Source organism: Candidatus Methylomirabilota bacterium (genome assembly GCA_035936835.1).
Lineage (GTDB): Bacteria > Methylomirabilota > Methylomirabilia > Rokubacteriales > CSP1-6 > AR37.
Genome location: DASYVT010000147.1, coordinates 1 through 24,413, shown reverse-complemented (window position 1 = coordinate 24,413; position 24,413 = coordinate 1). Strand labels below are relative to the sequence as shown.

The 24,413-nt window shown below is 68.9% G+C and carries 22 protein-coding genes, 1 tRNA gene and 1 pseudogene; 12 read left to right on the top strand and 12 right to left on the bottom strand.

Annotation, left to right across the window (positions count from 1 at the left end; genetic code table 11):
* Position 1: 1 nt before the first annotated feature.
* On the bottom strand, positions 2 to 2,353 hold the full coding sequence (locus tag VGV06_13175; protein ID HEV2056104.1) for a DEAD/DEAH box helicase: 2,352 nt from the start codon (positions 2,351 to 2,353) through the stop codon (positions 2 to 4).
* 63 nt (positions 2,354 to 2,416) lie between these two features.
* Between VGV06_13175 and VGV06_13170 the strand changes: the two genes are divergently transcribed.
* Both VGV06_13170 and VGV06_13165 read left to right on the top strand, forming a co-directional pair.
* On the top strand, positions 2,417 to 2,818 hold the full coding sequence (locus VGV06_13170; GenBank protein HEV2056103.1) for a VanZ family protein: 402 nt from the start codon (positions 2,417 to 2,419) through the stop codon (positions 2,816 to 2,818).
* Positions 2,815 to 4,272 carry an Nramp family divalent metal transporter gene (locus tag VGV06_13165; GenBank protein HEV2056102.1) on the top strand — a complete coding sequence of 486 codons (1,458 nt, stop codon included), beginning with the start codon at positions 2,815 to 2,817 and terminating at the stop codon, positions 4,270 to 4,272. Before VGV06_13170 ends, VGV06_13165 begins: the two co-directional genes overlap by 4 nt.
* A gap of 209 nt (positions 4,273 to 4,481) precedes the next feature.
* Here VGV06_13165 and VGV06_13160 read toward each other — a convergent pair whose 3' ends face one another.
* The 4 genes and pseudogenes from VGV06_13160 to VGV06_13145 all read right to left on the bottom strand — a co-directional run bounded on the left by VGV06_13160 (position 4,482) and on the right by VGV06_13145 (position 7,213).
* Positions 4,482 to 5,528, bottom strand: coding sequence for a class I SAM-dependent methyltransferase (locus VGV06_13160; GenBank protein HEV2056101.1), 1,047 nt, complete (start codon positions 5,526 to 5,528; stop codon positions 4,482 to 4,484).
* Positions 5,529 to 5,672: 144 nt separating this feature from the next.
* Positions 5,673 to 6,050, bottom strand: a complete 378-nt coding sequence (locus VGV06_13155; GenBank protein HEV2056100.1) for a hypothetical protein — start codon at positions 6,048 to 6,050, stop codon at positions 5,673 to 5,675.
* A gap of 289 nt (positions 6,051 to 6,339) precedes the next feature.
* On the bottom strand, positions 6,340 to 6,876 hold the full coding sequence (locus VGV06_13150; protein ID HEV2056099.1) for a hypothetical protein: 537 nt from the start codon (positions 6,874 to 6,876) through the stop codon (positions 6,340 to 6,342).
* 223 nt (positions 6,877 to 7,099) lie between these two features.
* Positions 7,100 to 7,213, bottom strand: a pseudogene (locus VGV06_13145) (integron integrase).
* 412 nt (positions 7,214 to 7,625) lie between these two features.
* Between VGV06_13145 and VGV06_13140 the strand changes: the two are divergent.
* Positions 7,626 to 9,008, top strand: a complete 1,383-nt coding sequence (locus tag VGV06_13140; protein ID HEV2056098.1) for an adenylosuccinate lyase family protein — start codon at positions 7,626 to 7,628, stop codon at positions 9,006 to 9,008.
* Positions 9,009 to 9,032: 24 nt separating this feature from the next.
* On the opposite strand, the gene VGV06_13135 is transcribed toward VGV06_13140, so the two are convergent.
* The 7 genes from VGV06_13135 to rlmD all read right to left on the bottom strand — a co-directional run bounded on the left by VGV06_13135 (position 9,033) and on the right by rlmD (position 16,391).
* Positions 9,033 to 9,869: an LLM class flavin-dependent oxidoreductase gene (locus tag VGV06_13135; protein HEV2056097.1), complete on the bottom strand. Its 837-nt coding sequence runs from the start codon at positions 9,867 to 9,869 to the stop codon at positions 9,033 to 9,035.
* Positions 9,870 to 10,072: 203 nt separating this feature from the next.
* Positions 10,073 to 11,038 carry an amidohydrolase family protein gene (locus tag VGV06_13130; GenBank protein HEV2056096.1) on the bottom strand — a complete coding sequence of 322 codons (966 nt, stop codon included), beginning with the start codon at positions 11,036 to 11,038 and terminating at the stop codon, positions 10,073 to 10,075.
* A 130-nt stretch (positions 11,039 to 11,168) separates the two neighbouring features.
* Positions 11,169 to 11,867: a pirin family protein gene (locus VGV06_13125; GenBank protein ID HEV2056095.1), complete on the bottom strand. Its 699-nt coding sequence runs from the start codon at positions 11,865 to 11,867 to the stop codon at positions 11,169 to 11,171.
* Positions 11,864 to 13,048: an amidohydrolase family protein gene (locus tag VGV06_13120; GenBank protein HEV2056094.1), complete on the bottom strand. Its 1,185-nt coding sequence runs from the start codon at positions 13,046 to 13,048 to the stop codon at positions 11,864 to 11,866. The genes VGV06_13125 and VGV06_13120 overlap by 4 nt, the downstream gene beginning before the upstream one ends.
* A 141-nt stretch (positions 13,049 to 13,189) precedes the next feature.
* Positions 13,190 to 14,101: an ABC transporter permease gene (locus tag VGV06_13115; GenBank protein HEV2056093.1), complete on the bottom strand. Its 912-nt coding sequence runs from the start codon at positions 14,099 to 14,101 to the stop codon at positions 13,190 to 13,192.
* Positions 14,101 to 15,018 (bottom strand): nickel ABC transporter permease, encoded by a 918-nt coding sequence (gene nikB, locus VGV06_13110; protein HEV2056092.1) that lies wholly within the window; start codon positions 15,016 to 15,018, stop codon positions 14,101 to 14,103. The genes VGV06_13115 and nikB overlap by 1 nt, the downstream gene beginning before the upstream one ends.
* Positions 15,015 to 16,391, bottom strand: coding sequence for a 23S rRNA (uracil(1939)-C(5))-methyltransferase RlmD (gene rlmD / locus VGV06_13105; GenBank protein ID HEV2056091.1), 1,377 nt, complete (start codon positions 16,389 to 16,391; stop codon positions 15,015 to 15,017). Before rlmD ends, nikB begins: the two co-directional genes overlap by 4 nt.
* A gap of 95 nt (positions 16,392 to 16,486) precedes the next feature.
* Between rlmD and VGV06_13100 the strand changes: the two genes are divergently transcribed.
* From VGV06_13100 to VGV06_13060, 9 genes are all read left to right on the top strand, one after another.
* Positions 16,487 to 17,032: a DUF721 domain-containing protein gene (locus VGV06_13100; protein ID HEV2056090.1), complete on the top strand. Its 546-nt coding sequence runs from the start codon at positions 16,487 to 16,489 to the stop codon at positions 17,030 to 17,032.
* Positions 17,029 to 18,795 (top strand): tetratricopeptide repeat protein, encoded by a 1,767-nt coding sequence (locus VGV06_13095; protein HEV2056089.1) that lies wholly within the window; start codon positions 17,029 to 17,031, stop codon positions 18,793 to 18,795. The genes VGV06_13100 and VGV06_13095 overlap by 4 nt, the downstream gene beginning before the upstream one ends.
* Entirely contained in the window at positions 18,767 to 19,525 is a 759-nt protein-coding gene (locus VGV06_13090) for a hypothetical protein (GenBank protein ID HEV2056088.1), read from the top strand. Before VGV06_13095 ends, VGV06_13090 begins: the two co-directional genes overlap by 29 nt.
* Before the next feature lie 67 nt (positions 19,526 to 19,592).
* Positions 19,593 to 20,453 (top strand): 4-(cytidine 5'-diphospho)-2-C-methyl-D-erythritol kinase, encoded by an 861-nt coding sequence (locus VGV06_13085; protein ID HEV2056087.1) that lies wholly within the window; start codon positions 19,593 to 19,595, stop codon positions 20,451 to 20,453.
* 6 nt (positions 20,454 to 20,459) lie between these two features.
* A tRNA-Gln gene (locus VGV06_13080) sits at positions 20,460 to 20,533 on the top strand.
* A gap of 121 nt (positions 20,534 to 20,654) precedes the next feature.
* Entirely contained in the window at positions 20,655 to 21,596 is a 942-nt protein-coding gene (locus tag VGV06_13075; protein ID HEV2056086.1) for a ribose-phosphate pyrophosphokinase, read from the top strand.
* A gap of 27 nt (positions 21,597 to 21,623) precedes the next feature.
* The gene (locus VGV06_13070; GenBank protein HEV2056085.1) at positions 21,624 to 22,325 is read left to right on the top strand and encodes a 50S ribosomal protein L25; all 702 of its coding nucleotides are present in this window, start codon (positions 21,624 to 21,626) and stop codon (positions 22,323 to 22,325) included.
* A complete protein-coding gene (gene pth / locus VGV06_13065; GenBank protein HEV2056084.1) occupies positions 22,326 to 22,883 on the top strand; it encodes an aminoacyl-tRNA hydrolase in 558 nt (185 codons plus the stop codon). It abuts the gene before it with no gap.
* Between the two features lie 10 nt (positions 22,884 to 22,893).
* Positions 22,894 to 24,413 (top strand): sodium-translocating pyrophosphatase (locus VGV06_13060; GenBank protein HEV2056083.1); only part of this gene is annotated, 1,520 nt, incomplete at its 3' end.

The following is a 24,413-nucleotide window of genomic DNA, read 5'->3' as shown; positions in this document are numbered from 1 at the left end:
CTCAGCGACGAGCGACGAGCCGCTTGAGCAGGTGGAGCGCGACCGGCTTGGCGCGGCGGCCGACCTCGTTCACGGGGCCCACGCAGGAGGGACAGCCCGCAGGACACGCGCAGCTTTCGAGCGTCTCGAGGCCGCGCGCGAGCAGCTCAGGCAGGACCTCGAAGATGCGCTCGGCGAGCCCGATGCCGCCCGGCTGGTTATCGTAGAGGTAGATGGTCGGGGTGAACTCGTCACCCTGGACGAGCTGGGCGCGCATCGTCTCGCGCGTGACCACCTGGCCCTCCGCCGAGGGCGTGCCGTCGCCGAGCCACGCGCCGACGTCGCGGATGTCGCAGAGGAGGAAGATGGGCGCCAGCGAATGGAGCAGGCGCGCGAGCGCGCGCAGCCCGTCAACAAGCTCATCGCGGTGCGGCGAGATCTCGGCGAGCATCGCCGGGGCGACGGTCAGCCACGCGGCCGTCGTCTGCATCTCCTGCTGGGGCAGCTCGACCTCGCCCGAGCCGACGTTCTCCATCGTGCCCATCTTGATCTTCTTGAAGCCCACGACCTTTTCCGCCACGAGCACCTCGCCCTGCTCGGCCACGAGCCCCGGGGTCTCCTGCCGGGTGAACCGCTGGAGCATCCACACGCCCTTGGCGCTGATGGCGTCGGTGAAGTAGTCCACCACGACCTTCTTGACGTAGGCGACCTTTTCCTCGTCCTCTCGGTAGTGGAGCTCCTGGACCTCGAACGGCTCGCCCTCGACCATGTAGATGGCCTTGGGGTAGATCATCGTGAAGGCGCTCTTCCAGTCCACCTCGGCGATGATCTGCCGGCGCTTGACCTGCTTCGCGTCGCGCGCCGTCGTGTCGATCACCAGGAAGTTGTCGGAGGTGACCGTGCGGAGCGAGATGTGGTCGGCCGGGTACGTCTCGGATGTCCAGTGGAAATGCTCGCCCGCGCGGTGGAGCAGGCCCTCCTCCTCGAGCGCGGCGAGGTGCGGCCGCACGTCGCCGCCGAAGGTCTCCTGCCCGCCGAAGGGCAGCTCGAAGGCCGCGCACTTGAGGTGGTTGACCAGGATGAACGGGTTCTCCGGATTGATGCGCGCGTGCTCGGGCGGCGCGCCGAAGAGGTAGTCGGGGTGCGCGGCCAGGTACTGGTCCATGGGCGAGGAGGTCGCCACCAGGATGGCCGCCGACCAGGCGCTCCTCCGCCCCGCGCGGCCGGCCTGCTGCCACATGGACGCGATGGTGCCGGGGTAGCCCGCCAGGATGGCCACGTCCAGGTGGCCGATGTCGATGCCGAGCTCGAGCGCGCTCGTGGCGACGACTCCCAGGACCTCGCCCGAGCGCAGCCCCTGCTCGACCTCGCGCCGGCGCAGCGGGAGATAGCCGCCGCGGTAGCCGCGGACGACACCGGCATCGCCCGTCCTGTCCTCGACGCCTCTCTTGATGGCGGAGAGCAGGACCTCGGTGGACAGCCGGCTCTGCGCGAAGACGATCGTGGCGATCTTCTCCTTGAGGAGCTGGATCGCGAGGGCGGCCGCCTCGCCGAGGTACGGCGCGCGGATGCCGAGCTCCGGGTTCACGACGGGCGGGTTGTAGCACAGGAAGAGCTTTTCACCCGTGGGCGCGCCGCTCTCGCTCACTTCGCTGACGGCCTCGCCCGTCAGCCGCTCGGCCAGCTCGCGCGGGTTGGCGATGGTCGCCGAGGCCATGATGAATTGCGGCGAGGAGCCGTAGTGCCGGCAGATGCGCTTGAGCCGTCGCAGGACGTTCGCCAAGTGGCTGCCGAAGACGCCGCGGTAGGCGTGGAGCTCGTCGATGACGACGTAGCGGAGGTTCTGGAACAGGTTCACCCACTTGGTGTGATGCGGCAGGATTCCCGAGTGGAGCATGTCGGGGTTGGTGAGCACGAGGTTGGCCCGCGCGCGCACCGAGCGGCGCGCGTCCTGCGGCGTGTCCCCGTCGTAGGTGTACATCCGCATGTCGGGCAAGGTCTTCGCCAGCTCCATGAGCTCGGCCAGCTGGTCTTGGGCCAGCGCCTTGGTGGGGAAGAGATAGAGGACGCGCGACTCAGGCTGCTGGACGAGGGCCTGGAGCACCGGCAGGTTGTAGCAGAGCGTCTTGCCGGACGCGGTCGGTGTCACGACGACCAGGTTCTCGCCCTTCGCGACCGTGTCATAGGCCTTGGCCTGGTGCGAGTAGAGCTGCTGGACGCCGCGGCTCCGGAGCGCTTCGAGCAGACGCGGATCGAGCGACGAGGGAAAGGGCGCCAGGACCGGGGGCTTGGCTGCGAAGTGGCGTGTGGCAGTGATGAGGGGACCGGTGCGGGAGGAAGTCAGGAGACTGTCGAGGATCTCCTGCAGCGACATGGCTCATCCTATGTTTAGTGGGAACGCCTTGTCAACTTCCGGCCGCCGTGCCACCGTGTAGCCATGCTCCGGCTCCTGCCGCCGCTCTGCTGGACGGGGCTCATCGCGTACCTCGGCGGCAGCCAGTGGGGCGGGGCCCAGACCGCCGCGTGGCTCGGTCCCCTTCTCCGCGCGCTCCTGCCCACCGCGTCACCTGAGGAGCTGGCGGCCGTTCATCTCTTCATCCGCAAGGCCGCCCACGTCATCGAGTACGCTGTCCTCGCCGGGCTCTGGCGGCGAGGCCTCGGAGGCGCCTGGGCGCCACTGGTCTTCGCGGTCCTGACGGCCTTGCTCGACGAGCTTCGCCAGTCGTTCACGCCGGGACGCGTGGGCAGCATGGTCGACGTGCTCCTCGACGGAGCAGCCGCTGCGACGGCCCTCGGGCTGATCGCCCTACGCGCACGGCTTCGCGGGGCCGTCTCGTGAGGCAACGCGCCGAGTGGCGGCAGTCTGACCTGCCGCAGCCGCCTCCCTACACGTTCCGCAACGTCGTGCGCATCATGGGCCCCGGCGCCATCCTGCTGGGACTGTCGCTCGGCTCCGGCGACTGGATCCTCGGGCCCGCCGCCACGGCCCGCTGGGGCCCGGGCATACTCTGGATCTGCACGATATCCGTCCTCCTGCAGGCGCTGCTCAACACGGAAATGGCCCGCTACACGCTCGCGACGGGCGAGTCCATCTTCGCAGGCTTCATGCGCGTCGCGCCCGGGCCGCGCGTGTGGGGACCGGTCTACGCGCTCCTGCACCTCGGGCAGGTGGGCTGGCCGGGCTGGGCGCTCGCGGCGGCCTCCACGCTCACGGCGGCCTTCCTTGGGCGCATGCCGCGAGCCGAGGACGGGGCCGTCATCGTCGGACTGGGCTACGCGATCTTCCTCGGAGCCGTCGCGGTGACGCTGCTCGGCGCGCGGGCCCGGCGGACGGTGGAGTGGGCCGAGTGGCTCGTCATGGCCTGGACGCTCGGGTTTCTGGCAGTCCTCGGGCTGCTCCTCGTTCCCTGGAGCATCTGGCAAGCCGTCGCCGTCGGCTTCGTGTGGCCCTCTTTACCCGCGGAACGGGACGTAAGCTTCGATTGGGTGCTGCTTGTAGCCTTCGCCGCATACTCGGGCGGCGGCGGCACCATCAACGCGGCGCTCACCCACTGGCTTCGGGACAAGGGCTTCGGCATGGCGGGTACGATCGAAAGCCGGCCGGTGGTGGTGGGCGGCGAGAGCGTCCGCTTCGCGCGAGACGGGATGACGTTCGAGCCGACCGAGGCCAACCTCGGCAAGTGGCGGCAGTGGTGGCGCTACTTGAGAACCGACTTCTGGTACCTCTGGACGGCCGGCTGTCTCGCCGGCATGGCGCTCCCCGCGCTGCTCGCCGCTCACTTCGCTACGCGCGGGGAGATCTGGACCGGCCTGGGCGCGCCCGCATGGCTCGCCCAGGCCGTTGGGTGGCGCTACGGGTTCGTGGTCTGGGCTCTCGTGCTCCTCACCGGCTTCGCCATCCTCGCCCTGACGCAGGTCGGCATTGTCGAAGGCTTCGCGCGGAGCGTGACGGACATCCTGTGGACGGCCCGCGCGCGCGGCCGCCCGCCGGGAGCGGAAGGGCCGGCGGGCGGCCTCTACTACGCCGTCCTCGTGGCCTTCACGGCGGCCGGCTGCGCCGCCATGACGCTCGCGGACCCGTTCGGACTCATCCTGATCGGCGCCAACGTGGCGGCGCTCAATTTCGTCGTGCTCTCGCTGCACACGGTCTGGATCAACCGCGCGCTCCTCCCGCGTGAGCTGCGCCCGTCCCTATGGCGCGAGGTCGGCGTGCTTGCCTGCGGGGCTTTCTTCGCGGCGCTACTAGCCAAGGTCCTGCGCGACCCCGCGCGCCTTTTCGGGCTCTTAGGCTAGCCAGACCCTGTCAGGCCAGATCGAAGGGGAGAATCTCCCTCAGACTGGAAACCCGTGGCGCTAACTTGTGGATCGACTCAAGCAGGTGGCTCCCTCCTCCGCCCGCCATCGTCGCGGTGAGCGGCGCGCGAAGCGCGCCCGCTCGAGAGCGGGGTTAGCTGGCGGGCGGCACGGCGAACAGTGTTGGCAAGGTCGAGTCGCGCAAGCAGCTACCGGGCAACGTAGAGGCTGTTCATCGGGTCCACGCGCTCGAAGACCTGAACCTCGTTGAATCCTGCCTGCTTCAGCATCTGCGTGGCCACTTGTGTACCCCACGCTGTGCCCAGTCCCGCTCCATTGTGGGCGAGAGAAACCGTCATGCAGTGCATTGTGCTCACGGTGTAGATGAAGGCCGACATCGGCGCCGCGACGTTGTCCTCGAGGTTGCTCGAGGCGCAAACGTCCAGCATGAGGAAGGTGCCGCCAGGCACGAGCGCGGCGCGGATGCGACGTAGCACTTCGGCCGGATCAACCTGGTCGTGGATCGCGTCGAAGGCGGTGACAAGGTCGAAGGTGACATCGGTCGTAAGCCGCGCGACGTCCTGCGCGATAAACGTGACATTCGTGAGGCCGATCGCCTGCGCCTCTTCCCGCGCCCGTGCGATGGCGGCTTCGGAGAAGTCGTAGCCGACGAAGGTGCTCTTCGGGTAGTGCTGGGCCATGAGGTTTATGCAGTATCCCGTGCCGCAGCCCACGTCGGCGACTCGGATGCCGGTCGTAAGGCGAGGCCCGAGTCCAGGCAGGTCGAGATAGCGCTCCACCAGGAACTCCTCATAGCGTGGGCGGCTCCGGCGATCCATCAGGTCGGTGAAATCAGGCTGATAGGCAGAGTAGGGCACGCCGCCGCCGTCGCGGAAGGCCTTGGCGACCGCGGGCATGACACGGCTCAAAAGCGGGAAGAAACCAGCGATGGAAGCGAGGTTTCGGCTGGAGGATCCCGTGAGCATGGCCGCGTGCTCGGCCGGCAGCGTATACGTGCCTGCCGCGGGATCGTATTCCACGATTCCGCCGCAGACCATTGCGCCCAGCCACTCGCGGACATAGCGCTCCACGAGCCCCGCCCGCTTGGCGATCGCCGTGCTCGTCGCCGTGCTCAAGCCAGCCATCGCCTCGAACAGCCCGAGCTGGCGACCTATCTCGACCATCAACATCACGGAAGCACCGGTGACGTGTCCGACCATTCGCTGGGTGAAAACCTTCAGCTTTGCATCATCCATGTCCGCCTCCGTGAGTCGTCAGTCACGCGCTATGAGACGTGGGTGTCTAACGCCGACGCTCACCCGCGGCCGCTCGTAGCGGTACCGCGGCCGGCGGGTGCAGCGCCAGTTAGGCTGCTTAGGCGATTACGTGCTTCCGTAGTTTTATTGCTTCTCGAACACCGCGACGTTGTTCATGGCCTGACCCTGGGTGTTCGTGCCTTTCGTGGTGACGGTCATTGTCTTCCCGTCCTGAGAGACCGCCCGTCTAAGGGTTTGAACCACCGTACTGCCCTTCTTGTCAGTGCGTTCTGTCGTCCGTGTGTCGATTCGCTTGAGTGAAACCGTGTCGGCCCCGAACTGAGACCCAGTGAGCGGATAGTCCTTGCCGTCGAAATTGGCCTCCGTGTACGAGACCGTCGTGCGAGTCCCGTCCGCATTGACAAATGCAGCGGTCACTTTCTCCCCGCCCTGGCCCGACGGTTCGACTTTCACCGTCAGGCTTTGTGGTGCAGGGCCGGGACTGTACTTGGACTTCGCCACGTTGAGCTTCCACGTGCCAATTCTTGGATCGCTCGCCTGGGCCGACAGGTTTGCGATGTCCGCTCCTAGAACTACGCCGAGAGCCAGGACTACTCCAAGAGTCAACATACGCCAGCGTGAGTGCATCGTACCCCTCCTGCCTGTGAGTGAACTGCAACCCGACTTGGCCCGAAGGCTATATCACCTCCCTCCATTCGCTCGTGGAGAGTCTAACGCTCCGCATAACCCGCGGGAGGAGCTGCCGTGGGACGTGCGCAAGCACGGGCCGTGACAGCTCGGACCGACGGGTTCATGCGGAAGTTAGACGATCATTCAGTTTCGTTTCGATCTGGAACAGCCTCATCACCGGTGATTTTAGTTCTTTCGTCTCCTTGAGCGCGACGGCCTTCAGTTGTCTGACGGCAGCCTGGAATTCCTCGTTCACGACCACCTGGAGATCTATGCGCTCGCGTCGAAGCTGACGCTGGATCTCCATAACGTCGTGCAGTTGATTGTACTTCGCCCCTGGCCGTGTGTCGCGGACGATCGGCGACCACAGCATAAACACCCTCTTGTAACCGCGAAAGTACTTCTTCGCGTAGGCGATGTCCTTCTTGAACTTGCCGACCAGCCGTCGGACGTTGCCGCCTGAACCGTATTTCAGACCGGTTTCGAGATGAATCGCGACCTCGCAGAAGTAGGCTGTCTTGGTCTTCATGTTGATGGCGACGACGTCGATCTCGCCTTGCGTGGTCCGTGTATGTACGTTGTACGCGACAAACTCGCAGTCTTTGATGGCCCGAAGGTAGGCTCCTACGAGTTCCTCGCCGACGTTTCGAGAAGCCAAGCACTACCTCATATCCATCAACGCTCAGTATCTTGAACTGCGACATCCGGCTGCGTAGTTCTGTATAGCACGACGAACGAGCCCGGCCGAGCCCGGCCGGCACCCACGTTTCCGCGAACTTGCAGGGCCCGCCTTCGTTCCCTTGCCGTGATACATCGCGAGGCGCTGCAAGATATCACCTGGGCCTCCGCGGCCAGCCTGATGTGTTTCCCGGCCTCTGAGGTCATGACAGGAACATCCGGTCGGCGGGGCTGCGGACCCCGGCCGGTCCTCGGTTGAGAACGTGGGTGTAGATCATCGTGGTGCTGACGTCTGAGTGGCCGAGCAGTTCCTGCACTGGCAACGCCCCCTCTTGTTCGTGCGCTCCGAACATAGCCGAGTGGGTCGGAGTCCGCAAGGCGTGTCCGACGGGTGACGCGCAGGTTGCCGCATGCCGTCATCGACCTCGGCTGCGGGTCAGAGGTCTATCCGGTAGACACGAGCGAGAGACAACCCCATCCGTGCCAGCACCCGCGCGCCGGCGCGGTACTCGTCACTGGCCAGCTGCCCCTCCCTCTTTACGTGGCAGTGTTCTCCACCTCCGGGTGGGGATCCCACGTCACGGAATGGCGGATGCCCCGAAACCGGTTGGGGCTGGCCGCCCGCAACGCCTCCAGCACCGGCGCCACGCGCGCGCCCAGGTTCAGGTTGGCGTGACCGACAATGGCGGGCGTGTTGACAACCAATGAGCGCCATGCGAGATAACGCCCATGCAGGAGGAGCCCACCTCTCTCCGGATCGACGACCCGGGCGTGCGGGCGCTGTTCACTGAGGCCGCGCGGTTCCAGTCATGGCTCGACGTGGAGGCGGCGCTCGCCCAGGCGCAGGCGGAGCTGGGCATCATCCCGGAGGGCGCCGCGCTCGAGATCACGCGCAAGGCGCACCTGTCATACCTGGATCTCGCCGCCGTGCGCGCGGGACTGGCCCGCACCGGACATCCGCTGGTGCCGCTGATCTGGGAGCTGGATAAGGCCTGCGAGGGCGACGCCGGCGGCTACGTGCACTGGGGGGCGACGACCCAGAACGTCACTCAGACCGGCCAGCTCCTCCAGGTGCGACGGGCGCACGACATCTTCCTGGGCCAGATCGCGACCATCCTGACCACGCTCGCCGACCTGGCCGAGAAGACCAAGGACATGCTGCTTCCGGGCCGCACCCACGGCCAGCACGCCGTGCCCGCGACCTTCGGCTTCAAGGTGGCGGTGTGGATCGACGAGCTCGGCCGACACGTGGAGCGTCTCCACGGCTGCGAAGCGCGCGTGTTCGTGGCCATGCTGGGCGGCGGCGCGGGCACGCTCGCCTCGCTGGGCGAGCTGGGCCTGAGAACCCAGGAGAAGATGGCGGCCCGCCTCGGGATGCGCGCCATGCCGGTGCCCGCGCGCACCATCGGCGATCACCAGGCGGAATACGTCCTGCTCCTCGGCATGCTCGCCTCCACGAGCAGCAAGATCGGGCGCGAGATCTACACGCTGATGAAGCAGGAGTTCGGGGAGGTGGAAGAGCCGGTGCCGCCAGGCACGGTGGGGAGCAGCACCATGCCCCAGAAGCGCAATCCCAAGCTGTCGCAGGACATCATCGCCGCCGCGGCGCAGATCCGTGCCCTTGTGCCGCTGGCGCTCGAGGCGATGCAGACGGAGCACGAGGCCGATCGCACGACGAGCATCATGATGAGCCGGGCCCTGGTGCAGGCCTGCGAGCTCACCGGCGACATGCTGCAGCGGCTTATCGTGCTCTTCGAGGGCTTGCGGATATTTCCAGCGCGGATGCGGGAGAACCTCGACCTGTCGGGCGGCCTGATCATGGCCGAGGCGCTTATGCTGGAGCTCGGCAAGCAGATCGGACGGCAGCGGGCCCACGATGCCGTCTACGAAGCGGCCCAGGCCTCGGTGACCCAGTCGCGTCCGTTCCGCGAGACCCTGGCGGAAGACCCGCACGTGAGCGCCGGCCTCAGCGCATCGCAGGTCGACGCCCTGCTCGACCCGGCCCGCTACACGGGGCTCTGTCGCCAGTTCGCCGAGCGTGGGGCGGCGATGGGACGACAAATCGCCGCCGCCATCGAGGCCCGGGCGTCCGGCCGGAACCGGACGGCCTGAGCGAAGCGCCGTAGCCGCCGGGGCTCAGCGGGCGCTGAGGGCCAGCTCGCGCAGCTCCTGGAGGAACCCGGCCTCGTGATGCCGGGGGACCAGGACCACATCGTCGAAGCCCAACTCGCAGAGGCGATGCAGGCGCTCGCGGGCAATTTCGCGCGGACACTTCAGGTCGCACGGATCGTCAGGGCCGTCCGGGCTCGCGGCGGGACTATCCAACTGCACGACCACGTTGGTGACGACGGCTCGCTTGCCGCCGAGGTCGCGGAAGCGCTTGATCCCCTCGCGCAGTGCCCTCCAACTGCTACGCGCGCCTGAGCCGATCCAGCCGTCGAACTCGCGGGCAGCCCGCTCGATCCACTTCGAGCCGGCCCACGAGCCGATCAGCACTGGTGGCCCGCCGAGCACCGCGGGCCAGACGGGCGCCAGCGAGGCCTCGCCGACCTGCTCGCCCAACCACAGACGGCGCATGATCGTCAGGGACTCGTCGAGACGACGGAAGCGCGACGGGAAATCGAGCCCGAGCGCGGCGAAATCTGCGGCCGTCGACCCGGCGCCCACGCCGAACCGGAGCCGGCCGCCAGACACGAGATGCGTGGTCAACACCCGCTGAGCCAACTCGACCGGGTTGCGCAGCGGCACCTGGAGGACGCCCGTCCCCAGCTCGACGCTGCGTGTGACGGCGGCCGCGACGGCGAGGGCCGTGAGCGGATCGGGGCGAAGCGCGCCACGGCCCACGGAGTCGAATGTCCAAGCGCTCTCGAAACCCGCCGCCTCGATCCGCCGCGCCGCCTCCGCCAGGCTCTCGGGCCCGAACCGCGGCTCGCTCGCGCTCCCGCTCGGAAGAGCGATCCCGAATCGGCTCATACGTCCCCAGAGGTATCGACCCAGCCGATCTCCATATGGCATCTCTCCCGTGCTGCGCCGCGCCTCACACGATCTCGCAGACAACGTACGCCAAAGCAGCCCGGGGAACCAGCCCTTGCCTGAGCCGGCTTGGGCTCATCCTCAGTCGGCAATCTTGCCTCACGCTTTGAACGGCAAGAATATTCACGACAGGGGGCGGCGGGTCAGACGTCTATCCGGTAGACGCGCGCGGCCGTGTCGTGGAACATCGCGGCGCGCTCGGCAGCCGAGTAGCCCTTGGACAGCCGCTTGAAGGCGTTGTACATCACGTTGTAGGAGTACGAGACCTTGTCCACCGGAAAGTTGCTCTCGAACATGCACCGGGTGGGGCCGAACTGCTCGATGCAGTACGTCATGAAGGGCGCCATCGATGCCGCCAGCTCTTCCGAGCCGATGGGCGTGTTCCGGGCATGCCAGTCGAAGCCGGTGCGGGGCATGCCGATGCCGCCGAGTTTCACGTAGACGTTGGGGCACGCCGCGACGGCGGCGATCCCGCTTCGCCAAGTGGCCAGCACCTCATGGTCCCGGTTGGCGAATGGGCCGGTCCGCAGCAGCCCGCCGATATGATTCAAGATGATGCGGAGGTCGGGAACGGCCTTGGCGAAGGCCACCAGCTCGGGCAGCTGCGGAAAGTACAGCCACCCCTCGAGCGACAACCCCATCCGTGCCAGCACCCGCGCGCCATCCCGGAACTGGTCGCTGGCCAGCTGCCCCTGCCTGTTGTGCGCGGCGGTGTTCTCCACCTCCGGGTGGGGATCCCAGGTCACGGAATGGCGGATGCCCCGAAACCGGTTGGGGCTGGCCGCCCGCAGCGCGTCCAGCACCGGCGCCACGCGCGCGCCCAGGTTCAGGTTGGCGTGACCGACAATGGCGGCGGCAGCCCGGCCGGGGCCGTACAGACCGCTCGCGCTGGCCGCGGCCATCCCCTGGACGAACTCGACTTCGCCGACGGGACGCATCTCCTCGGGGCCGTCGGCGCGGTACATGGCTCGCGCCTCGATGAAGACGGTGGAACGCACGTTGTGGCCGCTGTGCATGTCGGCGGCCAGCTCGTGGAGCAGATAGCGCTGGTAGGGTATACGCCCAGTGCGAAAGTCCCAGAAATGGTGATGGGGATCGCAGATGGGCATCTCCGGCTCCACGGCCGGTTCCGAAGTCAACGCGAGCCAGTCAGGACCTCCGAACGGCATCGTCGCACCTCCGTGATAGTTGGCACTGCTTCTCGTCAACCAGACTGCTCACTAGGCCAACCAGACCCCGTCAGGCTAAATCGAAGAGGAGCACCTCGGCGCGCGCCGCGCCGGCGATCTCGAGCGCCGCCTCGTCGCTGACCGCGGCGCCGTCGCCCGCGCCGAGCGTCGAGCCGTTGACGCTCACCGCGCCGCGCGCCACGTGGAGCCAGGCGTAGCGCCCGCGCGCGAGCGCATGGCGCACCGACTCGTTCGGCTGGAGCAGGGCTGTCCAGAGGTCTGCGCTCTGGTGGATCGTGACGGCGCCGTCCCGCCCGTCACCCGCGGCGATGAGACGCAGTCGCCCGCGCCGCGCCTCCTGCGTGAAGTGCTTCTGCTCGTAGCCGGGCGGGAGCCCGCGCTCGCGCGGCAGGAGCCAGATCTGCAGGAAGTGCACCGGCGCCTCCGGCGACGGGTTGAACTCGCTGTGGGTCACCCCCGTGCCCGCGCTCATGCGCTGCAGATCCCCCGGCCGGATGACCGAGCCGTTGCCCATGTTGTCCTTGTGCCCGAGGGCGCCCTCGAGCACCCAGGTCAGGATCTCCATGTCGCGGTGCGCGTGCGTGCCGAAGCCTTCGCCGGGCTTGACGCGGTCCTCGTTGATGACGCGCAGCGACCGGAAGCCCATGTGCCTGGGGTCGTGGTACGAGGCGAACGAAAACGTATGGCGCGTGTCGAGCCAGCCGTGGTCGGCGTGCCCGCGCTCGGCCGCCGGCCGGACGGCGATCACAGCGTCTTCACGACGGCACCGCGCGCCATGACGAGACGGACGTCGGCGAGGGCGCCGATGCGCTCGGCGGGCTGCCCGGCCACCGCAAGGAGATCGGCCGCGTACCCTGGTGCTATCCGGCCGGTCTCGCCGCCCAACCCCAGCGCTTCGGCCGCCACCGAGGTCGCCGAGCGGATCGCCTCGAGCGGCGTCATGCCGTACTTGACCATCAGCTCGAGCTCGGGCAGGAGGCTGCCGTGGAAATTGAGCGGCGTGCCCGAGTCGGCGCCGGCCGCGATGCGCACCCCGGCCTTGGCCGCGCGCTGGAAGCTCGCGATGTGGTGCGGGATCACGGCGTCGGACTTCCGCACCATGAAGTCGGGGATGCCGGCGGCGAGCCCGCCCGCGGAGATGGCGGAGGGCGCCGCCAGCGTCGGCACGAGGAACACGCCCTTGCGATTCATGGACGCGATGATCTCGTCGGTCAGGAAAATGCCGTGCTCGATTGTCGTGATGCCGGCCTCGACGGCGTCGGCGATCCCGGAGGCGCCCTGTGCGTGGGCGGCAGCGAGCCGTCCCGCCTTCCGAGCTTCTTCGACGGCGGCGCGCATCTCCTCGAGCGTCAGCTGCGGCGAGCCCGGCTCGACCCCCGGCGTCATCACACCGCCCGTCGCGATGAGCTTGATCACATCGACGCCCGCCTTGAGCTGCTCGCGCACCGCCTTGCGCGCGTCGTCGGGGCCGTCGGCCTCGCGCCCGAGGAAGTTGCCGTGGCCGCCGGTCATGCAGATTGGGCGCCCCGCGGCGAGGATGCGGGGCCCGGGGAAGAGCCCCTCGGCGACGGCGCGGCGCACGGCGAGCTCGACGTACTCGCGCCCGCCGAGATCCCGCACCGTGGTCACGCCCGCGTCCACCGTCTGCCTCGCGCGCAGGAGCGCCTTGAGCGCCGTCAGTGCGACGGGCTCGTCCCTGAGCACGCGCACGGGATCCGCTTCGGCGCCGAGACAGAGATGCACGTGGCAGTTGATGAGCCCCGGCAGGAGCGTGCAGCCCGAGAGGTCGATGCGCCTGCCCCGCGGCGCGCTCGCCTCGTCCACCACCGAGGCAATACGCCCGCCCTCGACGACCACGGCGCGGCCGCGCACTGGCTCGGCGCCCGTGCCGTCTATCACCGACGCTCCCATCAGGACCAGCGTCTCCATATGTTTAACGCCTCCGAGGCCGCTCAAAATGGTCCAGATGCGAGGCGGCGCCCGATGGCCGCACGCGAGGCGTAGTCCTTCTACGTTGAGCGTGCGGCCGAGGGTGCCAACGAAGCAGATGGGCCATTTTCAGCAGCCTCATCAGACGTTCAGCCGGGGGTCCAGCGTGTCGCGGAGTCCGTCGCCGAGCAGGTTGATGCCGAGCACCGTCACGAGGATGGCCAGGCCCGGGAAGGTCGCGAGCCACCACGCCGTCGAGAGGTAGACGCGCCCGTCGGCGAGCATGCCGCCCCACGTCGGCGTGGGCGGCTGGACACCCAGCCCCAGGAAAGACAGCGCAGACTCGATGACGATGACTCGCGCCATGTCGAGCGTGGCGACCACGAGCCACGGCGTGAAGGCGTTCGGCAGCACGTGGCGGACCAGCACGCGCCCGTCCCGGCTGCCGAGCGCGATGGCCGCCTGGACGAACTCGCGCTCGCGGATCGAGAGCACCTCGCCGCGGACGACGCGCGCGTACACCACCCACGAGGACACGCCGATCACGATGATGATGTTGCGCAGGCTCGGGCCGAGCACGCCGATGACGGCGATGGCGAGCAGGATGAACGGAAAGGCCAGCTGGATGTCGGCCAGGCGCATGAAGAAGTCGTCCACCTTGCCGCCGAAGTAGCCGGAGACGAGGCCGATGGCCATGCCGAGCACGCCGGAAATGAGGACGGCCGACAGCCCGACGAGGAGGGCGATGCGCGAGCCGAAGATCACGCGCGCCAGGATGTCCCGGCCCAGGTGATCGGTGCCGAGCGCGTGGATGCGCCCTTCGGCGGTCTGCCATCCGGGCTCCCTCAGGCGCTGGTTGATGTCCTGCTCGAGCGGGTCGAAGGGCGTGAGCCACGGGGCGAAGGCGGCGGCCAGCAGCACCGTGACCACGACGCCCAGCCCGAAGAGCGCCGTGCGGCGCCGGGCGAGCCGCTTGAGCGTCATCACCCACTGCCGCTCCTCGACCTCGACCGGAGCCCGGAGCGCGACGGCGGTGCCGTTGGGCGGCGTCATCAGCGGAACCTGATCCGCGGATCGAGCCAGGTGTAGGCGATGTCCACGAGGAGGTTCAGGAACACGAAGGTGCTGGCGAGGATGAAGACGGCCGCCTGCACCACGGGGTAGTCGCGGTTGAAGATGGCCTGCACCGAGAGGCGCCCGACCCCGGGCCAGGCGAAGATGGTCTCGGTGATGACCGAGCCGCCGAGCAGCGTGCCGAGCTCGATCCCGACGATGGTGATGATGGGGATCGACGCGTTCTTGAGCGCGTGCTTCCAGACCACCGGCTGCTCGCTGACCCCCTTGGCCCGCGCGGTGCGGATGTAGTCCTGCCCCAGCACCTCGAGCATGCCGGAGCGCGTCAGCCGCGTGATGCGCGCCGTGGTGAAGAGCCCGAGCGTCACCGCCGGCAGGATGAGGTGCTGGAAGTCGCCGCGGCCCGAGGAGGGCAGCCAGCTGAGCCGCACCGAGAAGACCAGGATCAGCATGATGCCGAGCCAGAAGGTCGGCATGGCCTGGCCCATGAGGGCGACCACGGTCGAGATGTAGTCGATGGGCGTGTTCCGCTTGACCGCCGAGATGATGCCGGCGGGAATGGCGAGGCACAGTGCGAGGAGGAGCCCGGCGCCGGCCAGCTCGAACGTCGCGGGCAGCCGTTCCAGAACGAGGTGCATGGCGGGCTCGCCGTGGCGGAGCGACTCGCCAAAGTCCCCGCGCAGCGCGCCCTTGAGAAAGCGGAGGTACTGCACGGCCACGGGATCGTCGAAGCCCATGGCCTTGCGGAAGCGCGCCACGTCCTCGGCCGTCGCGTCGGGCGGCAGGAGCAGCGCGGCCGGATCACCGGTGAGGTGCAGGATGAGGAACACGACGACGGAGACGCCGAAGAGCACGAGCACCGCCTGCCACAGCCGGCGGAGCAGGTAGGACCTCATGCGGGAACGCGCTCCAATCGAGCCACGGCCTCGATGTGCGGCGTGTGCGGGAACATGTCCACCGGCTGCACCCACTCGAGGCGATAGCCGCCGCGCACGAGCTCGCCCAGGTCCCGCGCCAGCGTCGCCGGGTTGCACGAGACGTAGACGATCCGCGCGGGCCCCATCTGCAGGAGCGCGCGCAGCGCCTTCGGGTGGAAGCCCGCCCGCGGCGGGTCCGCCACGACCACCTGCGCGCTCACGCCCTGGGAGACCAGCTGAGGCAGGACGAAGCGAACTTCCCCGGCGAGGAAGGTGCAGTTGGCGATGCCGTTGGCGGCGGCGTTTCGGGCCGCATCGTCCACAGCGGCCTGCGTCACCTCGACGCCGTAGACCCAGCGGCAGCGCTTGGCCAGCTGCAGGCTGATGGCGCCCGTGCCGGAGTACAGATCCAGCACGGTCTCGCCGCCGTCCAGGCCCGCCGAGTCGAGCACGAGGGCGAAGAGCCGCTCGGCCTGCGCAGTGTTGGTCTGGAAGAACGAGTTGGCCGAGACCTGGAACTCGAGCCCGCCCACCGACTCGCGGATGTGGTCGCGGCCGCCGAGGAGGTGCTCCTCCACGCCCACCGCGACGCTCGCCTTCTTGGGGTTGACGTTCACCACCACGCTCGTGGTCCGTGGCTCGCGCGCCGAGAGCCGCTCGGCCAGGGGCGCCAGCTCCGACACCGCCGGCGACGAGGTGACGATGTTGACCATGCTCTCGCCCGTCCGGTACCCCTCGCGCAGCATGAGAAAGCGCAGGAGCCCCTCGCCCGAGTCCTGCTCCCACGCGGTGAGCCCGCTCGCGGCGAAGAAGCGCCGCGCGTCGTGGAGCAGCGCGTTCATGCTATCTGACTGGAGGAGACACCGCTCGATGTCGAGGACCGCGTCGTAGCGCGCCGCCTCGTGGAGGCCCACCGTCAGGCCCGCGCCATCCCCGGCGCGCGCGATGGTGAACTCCATCTTGTTCCGGTAGCCGTAGGTCTCCACGGCAGCGAGGATGGGGCGGACGTCGACGGGACCGAGGCCGCCCAGCCGCTCGAGCGCGTCGGCGACCTGCTTGGACTTGAACGACAGCTGCGCCTGGTAGTCCACGTGCTGCAGCCTGCAGCCCCCGCAGCGTCCGAAGTACGGGCACGGGGCCTCGACCCGGTGCGGCGACGGAGTCTCGATGGCCTCGATCGTGCCGCGGCCGAAGCGGGAACGAGCCTGGTCGAGGCGGACGCGCAGGCGGTCACCGGGCACGCCGCCCCGTACGAAGACCACGTAGCCGTCCGCCCGGCCGACGCCTTCGCCCCCGAATGCGAGGTCGTCGATGGTGACGGACAAGCGTTGACCGCGCTGGGGCCGGCTCATGGCAGCGTCATGATAAGGGCCGCTCCCGGGGGAGTCAATTTGGCCCCCTCGAAACCGCGGCCGTATCCGTATGGCAGCCGGGGGACGGGTCAAGTATGATGGAACGCACGATGGGCACGCGCGGCGGCCGTAATCCGGTAAGGGTCGGCAACCTGCTGACCGTGGCGGTCCCGGCCTTGGCCGAGCGGATGCTTGAGGAGGCGATACGCCGGGAGTGGGCGCAGACGGCGGGCCCCGAGGCCGCCCGGCGCTCCCGCCCCGGGGCGCTCCGGCAGGGCACGCTCGAGGTCAGCGTAGACAACTCCCCGTGGCTCCAGGAGCTGACGCTGCGCTCCGCTGCCATCGTGGCCGCGCTGCGGAAGCGCCACGGCTCGGCCGTCATCGGGGTGCGGTTCGCGCTGGGCAGCGGACGAGGTGACTCCGACGTCGCCGCGGGGTCCGCGCGCACGCGCACCGAGGCGCCTCAGCGGCGCCTGACCGTCCCCGAGCGGCGCTTGACCGTCGAAGAGACGCGCATGGTGGATGCCGCGGCCGGTCAGGTCCCCGATCCCGCGCTCGCATCGTCGCTCAAGAGGCTTCTGACCAAGGACTTGCTGGCGCGCGGCGAGCGACGTGCTCCCGCCGCTTCGGAGCAGCCATGACCCGATTCTGGATCGTCCTCTCGGCCGCGGTCGCGATCGCAGGCTGCGCGTCGATGGAGCCCTTGACCGCCGCCGATGACCCCGGCGCGACGGCCGACGCGCCGCCCCCGAAGATCCGCGACCCGCGCGCCGCCGCGTACTACTTCTACTCGGTCGCCCAAATGCACGCCCGCGCAGGCCGCGTCCAGGACGCCATCGCCTCGCTCCGCCAGGCCATCGACCGCGATCCCGACACGGCGGCGCTGTGGGTGCAGCTTTCCCAGTGGCTGGCGCGCGCCAACGAGCCGGCCAAGGCCGTCGAGGCGGCGCACAAGGCAATCGCGCTCGAGCCCGGCAACGCGACGCCCCATCTCACGCTCGCCGACATCTTCCGGCGTCAGCGGCGCTTCACCGACGCCGAGGACGAGCTCGAGAAGGCCATCCAGCTGGCGCCCGGCTCGCCCGATGCCTATATCGCCCTCGCCCAGCAGGACATCGAGCTGAAGCAGTTCGACAAGGCGCGGGCGGTGCTGCTGCGCCTGGTCGCGGTCCAGCCCGGCTCGGCGCAGGCGCAGAACCTGCTCGGACGTGTGGCCATCGATGGCGAGCAGTGGGACGAGGCGATCACGCGCCTCAATCGCGCTGTCGAGCTGGACCCCGACATGGACGCGGCGTGGATGGCGCTCGGCTACGTGTACGAGACGCGCCAGCAGCCGGAAGAAGCGCTCAAGGTCTACCGGCAGGCGCTGCAGGCCAACCCGGAGAACATCGCCTTCGTCGAGCGGCTGGGTGACGTGCTGGTCCGGCTCGGCCGCTTCAAGGAGGCGCAGCAAGAGGTCGAGGCGCTGGCGGAGTCCGCGCCGCGCGACCCGCGCATCTGGATCAAGCTCGGCGCGATCTACTACGAGCAGAAGCAGTGGGATCGCGCCGTGGCGGCCTTCCGCAACGCCGTCGCGATCGAGCCCACCAACCTGCGGGCGCGCTATTTCCTCGCTACCGCGCTCATGGATTCCGGCAAGGACGCGGAAGCGGTCGCCGAGCTCGAGAAGATCCTGGCCGCCGACCCGCGCTCGGTCGACGCCCGCGTCCAGCTCGCGTTCCTCCACGGCCGCGCCAAGCGCCACGACGAGGCCATCCGGCTCCTGCAGGAAGCCGTCAACATCGAGCCCAAGCGGGGCGAGCTCTTTCTCTACCTGGGCACCGCGTACTTCCGGGCCCGGCAGTACGACCGCTCGCTGGCCGCGCTCCAGGAAGGGCTCAGCCTCGACGACAACAACAAGGACCTGGTCTTCCAGACGGGCGTCGTCTACGAAAAGCAGGGGCGCTTCGACGACGCCGTGGGGGCCTTCCGCCGCGTGCTCGTGCTCGACCCCAAACACGCCGAGTCCTACAACTACATCGGCTACATGTACGCCGAGCGCGGCCAGGACCTGGGCGAGGCCGTGCAGCTCATCAAGCGCGCGCTCGACCTCGACCCCGAGAACGGCTACTTCATCGACAGCCTGGGCTGGGCCTACTACCAGCAGGGACGCTACGACGACGCGCTCAAGGAGCTGCAGCGCGCCGTGTCCTTCGCCAAGGAAGACCCGGTCATCCTCGACCACCTGGCCGACGCGTACATCAAAACGGGCCGCACCGACGACGCGATCACCGCCTGGGAGCGCGCGCTCAAGGGGGACGTCGACAGCAGCGTCGCCGGGACGATCAAGAAGAAGCTCGACGATGCGCGCGACAAGGCCCGCCGGTCCAAGGGCGGTGACCGTCCCAAGGCCGAGCAGAAGTAAGCTCGCCGGCCTGCTGCTGGGCGCGCTCGCCCTGTCGGGCGGCTGCGCCTCGCTTCCGCCGCGCCAGACGCTCCCGCCCGACGTGGTGGCCGCGCGCGCCACGCTCGACGCGCGCTGGCGCGACTTCCACGACCTGCGCTCCCTGGCCGAGATCAGGATTCGCCGGGGCACACGCGTCGACCGCCTCTCGGGCGTGCTCCTCCTCCGCGCGCCTGCCTCGCTCCGCTTCGAAGCCCTGGCGCCCTTCGGACCGCCCCTGCTCGTCGTCGCCTCCGATGCCGACGCCGTCACGCTCTGGGAGGTGCCCAGCGAGCGCGCCTTCATCGGGCGCTCCTCCCCGGATGCCACCCGCCGCTGGCTTGGGCTGGCGCTGGGCGCCGAGGAGCTGGTCAGCCTCTTGGCCGGCTATGCCCTGCCCGTCCGCGACCCGCTCTCGGGCCAGATGCTGCCGCCGGATGACATCGGTCCATCGCTGGCTTTCGAAACCGCCGACGGCCGCCAACGAATCTGGCTCGACCCGGCCTCGGGCGACGCCCGCCAGATCGAGTGGACGGGCGGCTCGCAACCGGCCCGCGCCGTCTTCGTCCCTGACGGTCTGCGACTCGCGACGCTCGACGGCAAGCTCGAGGTGACGGTAAGCTATCGAGACCCTCGGCGGGACTCCGGTTTCGACCCCGGGCTGCTCAAGCTGACTGTCCCGCAAGGTGTGAGAATCCAAGACTTCCGTTGACCGTCCGCAAGGGGGCGTGGTAGGCTTTACCGCTTTGTTGAAGCGGCCGGGAAGCGCCCGACACTTGGTGCTGCGAACCTCGGCCAAGGTCAATCTGGCCCTCGAGGTTCTGGGCACGCGTTCCGACGGATACCATGAGTTGTCCACCGTGATGCAGGCGGTGGATCTTTTTGACCGCTTGACGGTGGAGAGGGCTGAGACGATCACGCTCGAAACGAGCGACGCCGCCCTCCCCACCGACGACCGCAACTTGGTCGTCCGCGCGGCGCGGCTCCTCCGGGAGGCGTCGGGCGTCCAAGCCGGGGCGCGGATCGTGCTCGACAAGCGCATCCCGGTGGCGGCAGGGCTTGGGGGCGGCTCGAGCGACGCGGCGGCTACACTCTGGGGGCTCAACCGCCTCTGGGGGCTGCGCTGGCGTCGGGAGCGGTTGATGGCACTCGCGGTCAGGCTCGGGATGGACGTGCCGTTCTTCCTCGGTCCGGGACGGGCGGTGGGGACGGGGCGCGGCGAAGTGCTCAAGCCGGTGCCGACCGTGGGCGGCTACGCGATGGTGCTCGTTAATCCGGGAGTCCCGCTGTCGACGCAGGAGGTGTACGGGCGGGTGCCCGAGGGATGGCACGCGAAACCCGAGGGCACGAAGCGGATGCTGGAGGCGCTCAGGACGCGAAACGCGGCCAAGGTCGCTGCGGCGCTGACGAACCACCTCGAGCGCTGGGTCGAGCCGGCCATGCCGGTGATCGGGCGGATGAAAGCGGCGCTGCTGGCCGCGGGCGCGCTCGGCGCGGTAATGTCGGGCAGCGGGCCGACGGTGTTCGGCGTGGCGCGCTCGCTGGACCAGGCGCGCCAGATCCAGCGGCGGGTGAACCGCGCGGGCTGGTCGGCCTGGGCCGTGAGGACGAACAGCGGCGCCGCCATTCGCGCCGTCTAGACTCACTGGGGCGTCGTCTAGAGGTAGGACTCGGGGCTTTGGACCCCGCAACGGAGGTTCGAGCCCTCCCGCCCCAGCCACATTCCGGGAACGCAGTTCGAGCTGAGCGGCGAAGTCGCGAGGCGAGTGCTGAGTAGAAAGCGAGACGCAGTTCGAGCTGAAGGGCGAAGCCGTGAGGCGAGGGCTGAATGAGGACACGACATGGCCTATGAGCTGAAGCTGTTCTCGGGAAACGCGAACCGGCCCCTGGCCGAGGAAATCGCCCAGCACCTGCACATGCGCCTGGGCGACGCCGACGTCTCGCGATTCTCGGACGGCGAGGTCTACGTCCAGATCAACGAGAACGTCCGCGGTCAGGACGTCTTCGTGGTCCAGCCCACCTGCCCGCCCGTGAATGACCACCTGATGGAGCTACTGGTCATGATCGACGCGTTCAAGCGCGCGTCGGCTCGGCGCATCACCGCGGTCCTTCCGTACTACGGCTATGGCCGCCAGGACCGGAAGGTGATGCCGCGCGTGCCGATCACGGCCAAGCTCGTGGCCGACCTCATCACGACGGCAGGCTGCCACCGCGTACTCGCGGTGGACCTCCACGCGGGGCAGATCCAGGGGTTCTTCGACATCCCGGTGGACCACCTCTTCGCCGCTCCCCCGGTGATCGTGGACTACCTGGCGAAGAAGGACCTCAAGGACCCGGTCCTGGTCTCTCCCGACGCGGGCGGCGTCGAGCGGGCCCGCGCGATCGCCAAGCGCCTGAACGCGGGGCTCGCCATCATCGACAAGCGCCGCGACGGCCCGAACGTGGCCGTCTTCATGTACCTGATCGGCGACGTCAAGGACAAGGACGTCGTGGTCATCGACGATATGATCGACACCGCCGGCACCCTCATCCAGGCGGTCGAGGCCGTCAAGCGCGAGGGCGCGCGCCGCGTGCTGGCCTGTGCCGTCCACGGCGTGCTCTCCGGGCCGGCGATCAAGCGCATCGAGAGCTCGGCGCTCGAAGAGGTCGTCATCACCAACTCGGTGCCGCTGACGCCCGACAAGGCAAATCACAAGATCCACGTGCTGTCGGTGGCGCCGCTGCTCGCGGAGGCCATCCGCCGCATCCACGACGAGGAGTCGGTGTCGACCCTCTTCGTATAACTCATGCAATGAAGGAGCGATCGCGTCATGGAAATTCGTGAGCTGACCGTTACGCCCCGCGAGGGCGTGGGCAAGTCCGTGGCCAGGCGGCTGCGGCGTTCCGGCAAGACGCCGGGCGTTCTCTACGGGGGCCCGAGCCCCGTCAACATCGCCGTGGACCCGCGCGAGGTCTTCCGCATCATCCACGGCCACGAGGGCAGCACGCAGCTGCTCCGCGTGACGTTCGCCGGGTCCAAGGACTCGCGCATGGTCATCCTTCGCGACCTGCAGCTCGACCCGGTCTCCGAGGACCTGGTCCACGTCGACCTCCAGGAGGTCAACATGGACAAGCCGATCCAGGTGACGGTGGCACTCCGCCACGTGGGTGAGCCGATCGGCGTGCGCGACACGCAGGGCATCCTCGAGATGGTGCTGCGCGAGGTCCAGGTCTCGTGCCTGCCGGCCAATATCCCCGAGGACATCACGGCCGACGTTTCCAACCTCGCGATCGGCGACGTGTTGATCGTGGCCGACCTCGCCGTGCCCGAAGGCGTGCGCGTGCTGACCGACAGGGCGCAGGCCGTGGCCACCGTGGCCCCGCCGGCCGCCGAGGAAGTCGCCGCGCCCGTGGCCGCCGTGGCGGGCGCTGTGGCAGCTGCGCCGGGCGAGCCGGAAGTGCTCACCGAGCGCAAGCCCAAGGAAGAGCCCGAGGCCGAGGAGAAAGACAAGAAGGGGAAGAAGAAAGAGTAAGTGGCCCAAGCGATCGTCGGGCTCGGCAACCCCGGGCCCGACTACCGCGATACGCGGCACAACATGGGCGCCCGTGCGCTCGACGCCCTGGCCAAGAAGCTCAAGGTGCGCTTTCAGCGCGTGAGCGGCCACCTCGTCGCCCAGTCCAAGTGGCGGGGCGATGTCCTCCACCTCATCAAGCCGCAGTGCTTCATGAACGCCATGGGACCGCCGGTCGCGCGCGTCACGCGCAAGCTCCAGCTGGTCGCGGGCGACCTCGTCATCGTGTACGACGACCTCGACCTTCCGCTGGGCAGGGTGCGGGTGCGCATGAAGGGCAGCGCGGGAGGCCACAACGGCATGCGGTCGCTGATCAGCACGCTCGGCACGGACCAGCTGCGGCGGGTCAAGGTCGGCATCGGCCGGCCGGCCTCGCCCGGGCGTGACCGCGAGGAGATCGTGGACCACGTGCTCTCGGCTTTCCTCCCCGACGAGCTCCCGACGGTCGAGGCGGCCTGCCTCGAAGCGGGAGCCCAGGCGCTCAAGCTGGTCGAAGCTCACAACGCCCGCCGCTTCTAGGGAGGTGCCTATGTCCCTTCCCATTCTCGCTCCGGTCCTCGGCGCCCTCGGGCTCCTGATGGCCTTCGTGCTGTACCGGTACGTCGTGGCTCAGCCGGCGGGCGCAGGCGCGATGACCGAGATCGCGGACGCGATCGAGGATGGGGCGATGGCTTTTCTTCACAAAGAGTACTCGATCCTCGTCTGGTTCATCGTGGTGGTGGCCGCCCTGCTCTCCCTCGGCATCGGGACGCGCACCGCGCTCGCCTTCATCTCGGGCGCCGTCTGCTCCATGCTGGCCGGGTTCATCGGCATGAAGGCCGCCACCAAGGCCAACGTGCGGACCGCCCAGGCAGCGCGGACCGTCGGGCGCGACAAGGCGCTCGCGGTGGCCTTCTTTGGCGGTTCGGTGATGGGCCTGACCATCGCCGCGCTCGGCATCCTGGGGCTGGGCCTCTTCTTCCTCCGCTGGCAGGACCCGGTCATCATCAGCGGCTTCGCCATGGGCGCCTCGTCCATCGCACTCTTCGCCCGCGTCGGCGGCGGCATCTACACCAAGTCGGCCGACGTCGGCGCCGACCTCGTCGGTAAGATCGAGGCGGGCATCCCCGAGGACGACCCGCGCAACCCCGCCGTCATCGCCGACAACGTCGGCGACAACGTAGGCGACGTCGCCGGCATGGGCGCCGACCTCTTCGAGTCCTACGTCGGCTCCATCGTGGCCGCCATCGCCATCGGCTCCGCCCTGCCCAACCCCATGGCGATGATGCTGCTGCCCATCGTCATCGTGATGGCGGGGCTCGTCTCGTCGGCCGCGGGCGTGCTCTCGATGGGCTTTCTCCAGCGCATGGACCCGCAGGCGGCGCTCCGCAACGCGACGTTCATCGCGGCCGGCATCCTGATCGTGCTGAGCTGGATCGTGGTGCGCGTCATGGACGTCGGCCCGGCGCCGTTCTGGGCGGTGCTCTCGGGGCTCCTGGCGGGCTCGGCCATCGGTTATTTCACCGAGCTGTACACCTCGGGCAAGCGCGTCGAGGAGATCGCCGAGAGCTGCAAGACGGGCTCGGCGACCAACATCATCACGGGCATCGCGATCGGCCTCGAGTCCACGGCCCTGCCGGTCGTGGCCATCTGCGGCGCGATCTTCGTCTCGCACTACGCCCACGGCCTCTACGGCATCGCGCTGGCGGGCGTCGGCATGCTCGCCACCGTCGGCATCACCATGAGCGTGGACGCCTACGGCCCGATCGCCGACAACGCGGGTGGCATCGCCCAGATGGCGAACCTCGGGCCCGAGACGCGCGCCATCACGGACAAGCTCGACGCCCTCGGCAACACCACGGCGGCCATCGGCAAGGGCTTCGCCATCGGCTCGGCGGCGCTGACGGCGCTCGCGCTCTACGCGGCGTATACCGAGTCCGTCGCGCTCAAGACCATCGACCTGCTCGACGCCAAGGTGGTGATCGGCCTCTTCCTGGGCGGCATCGTGCCGATGATGATCGCGGCGCTGACCATGCGCGCCGTCGGGCGCGCCGCCTTCGGCATGGTCCA

Excerpts from the sequence above, each read along its gene's own strand:
- VGV06_13120 (HEV2056094.1), bottom strand. The coding sequence starts at position 13,048 with ATGGAGACGCTGGTCCTGATGGGAGCGTCGGTGATAGACGGCACGGGC.
- VGV06_13160 (HEV2056101.1), bottom strand. The coding sequence starts at position 5,528 with ATGGATGATGCAAAGCTGAAGGTTTTCACCCAGCGAATGGTCGGACAC.
- nikB (HEV2056092.1), bottom strand. The coding sequence starts at position 15,018 with ATGAGGTCCTACCTGCTCCGCCGGCTGTGGCAGGCGGTGCTCGTGCTC.
- VGV06_13100 (HEV2056090.1), top strand. The coding sequence starts at position 16,487 with ATGATGGAACGCACGATGGGCACGCGCGGCGGCCGTAATCCGGTAAGG.
- rlmD (HEV2056091.1), bottom strand. The coding sequence starts at position 16,391 with ATGAGCCGGCCCCAGCGCGGTCAACGCTTGTCCGTCACCATCGACGAC.
- VGV06_13135 (HEV2056097.1), bottom strand. The coding sequence starts at position 9,869 with ATGAGCCGATTCGGGATCGCTCTTCCGAGCGGGAGCGCGAGCGAGCCG.
- VGV06_13130 (HEV2056096.1), bottom strand. The coding sequence starts at position 11,038 with ATGCCCATCTGCGATCCCCATCACCATTTCTGGGACTTTCGCACTGGG.
- VGV06_13115 (HEV2056093.1), bottom strand. The coding sequence starts at position 14,101 with ATGACGCCGCCCAACGGCACCGCCGTCGCGCTCCGGGCTCCGGTCGAG.
- VGV06_13170 (HEV2056103.1), top strand. The coding sequence starts at position 2,417 with ATGCTCCGGCTCCTGCCGCCGCTCTGCTGGACGGGGCTCATCGCGTAC.
- VGV06_13070 (HEV2056085.1), top strand. The coding sequence starts at position 21,624 with ATGGAAATTCGTGAGCTGACCGTTACGCCCCGCGAGGGCGTGGGCAAG.
- VGV06_13075 (HEV2056086.1), top strand. The coding sequence starts at position 20,655 with ATGGCCTATGAGCTGAAGCTGTTCTCGGGAAACGCGAACCGGCCCCTG.
- VGV06_13175 (HEV2056104.1), bottom strand. The coding sequence starts at position 2,353 with ATGTCGCTGCAGGAGATCCTCGACAGTCTCCTGACTTCCTCCCGCACC.
- VGV06_13095 (HEV2056089.1), top strand. The coding sequence starts at position 17,029 with ATGACCCGATTCTGGATCGTCCTCTCGGCCGCGGTCGCGATCGCAGGC.
- VGV06_13140 (HEV2056098.1), top strand. The coding sequence starts at position 7,626 with ATGCAGGAGGAGCCCACCTCTCTCCGGATCGACGACCCGGGCGTGCGG.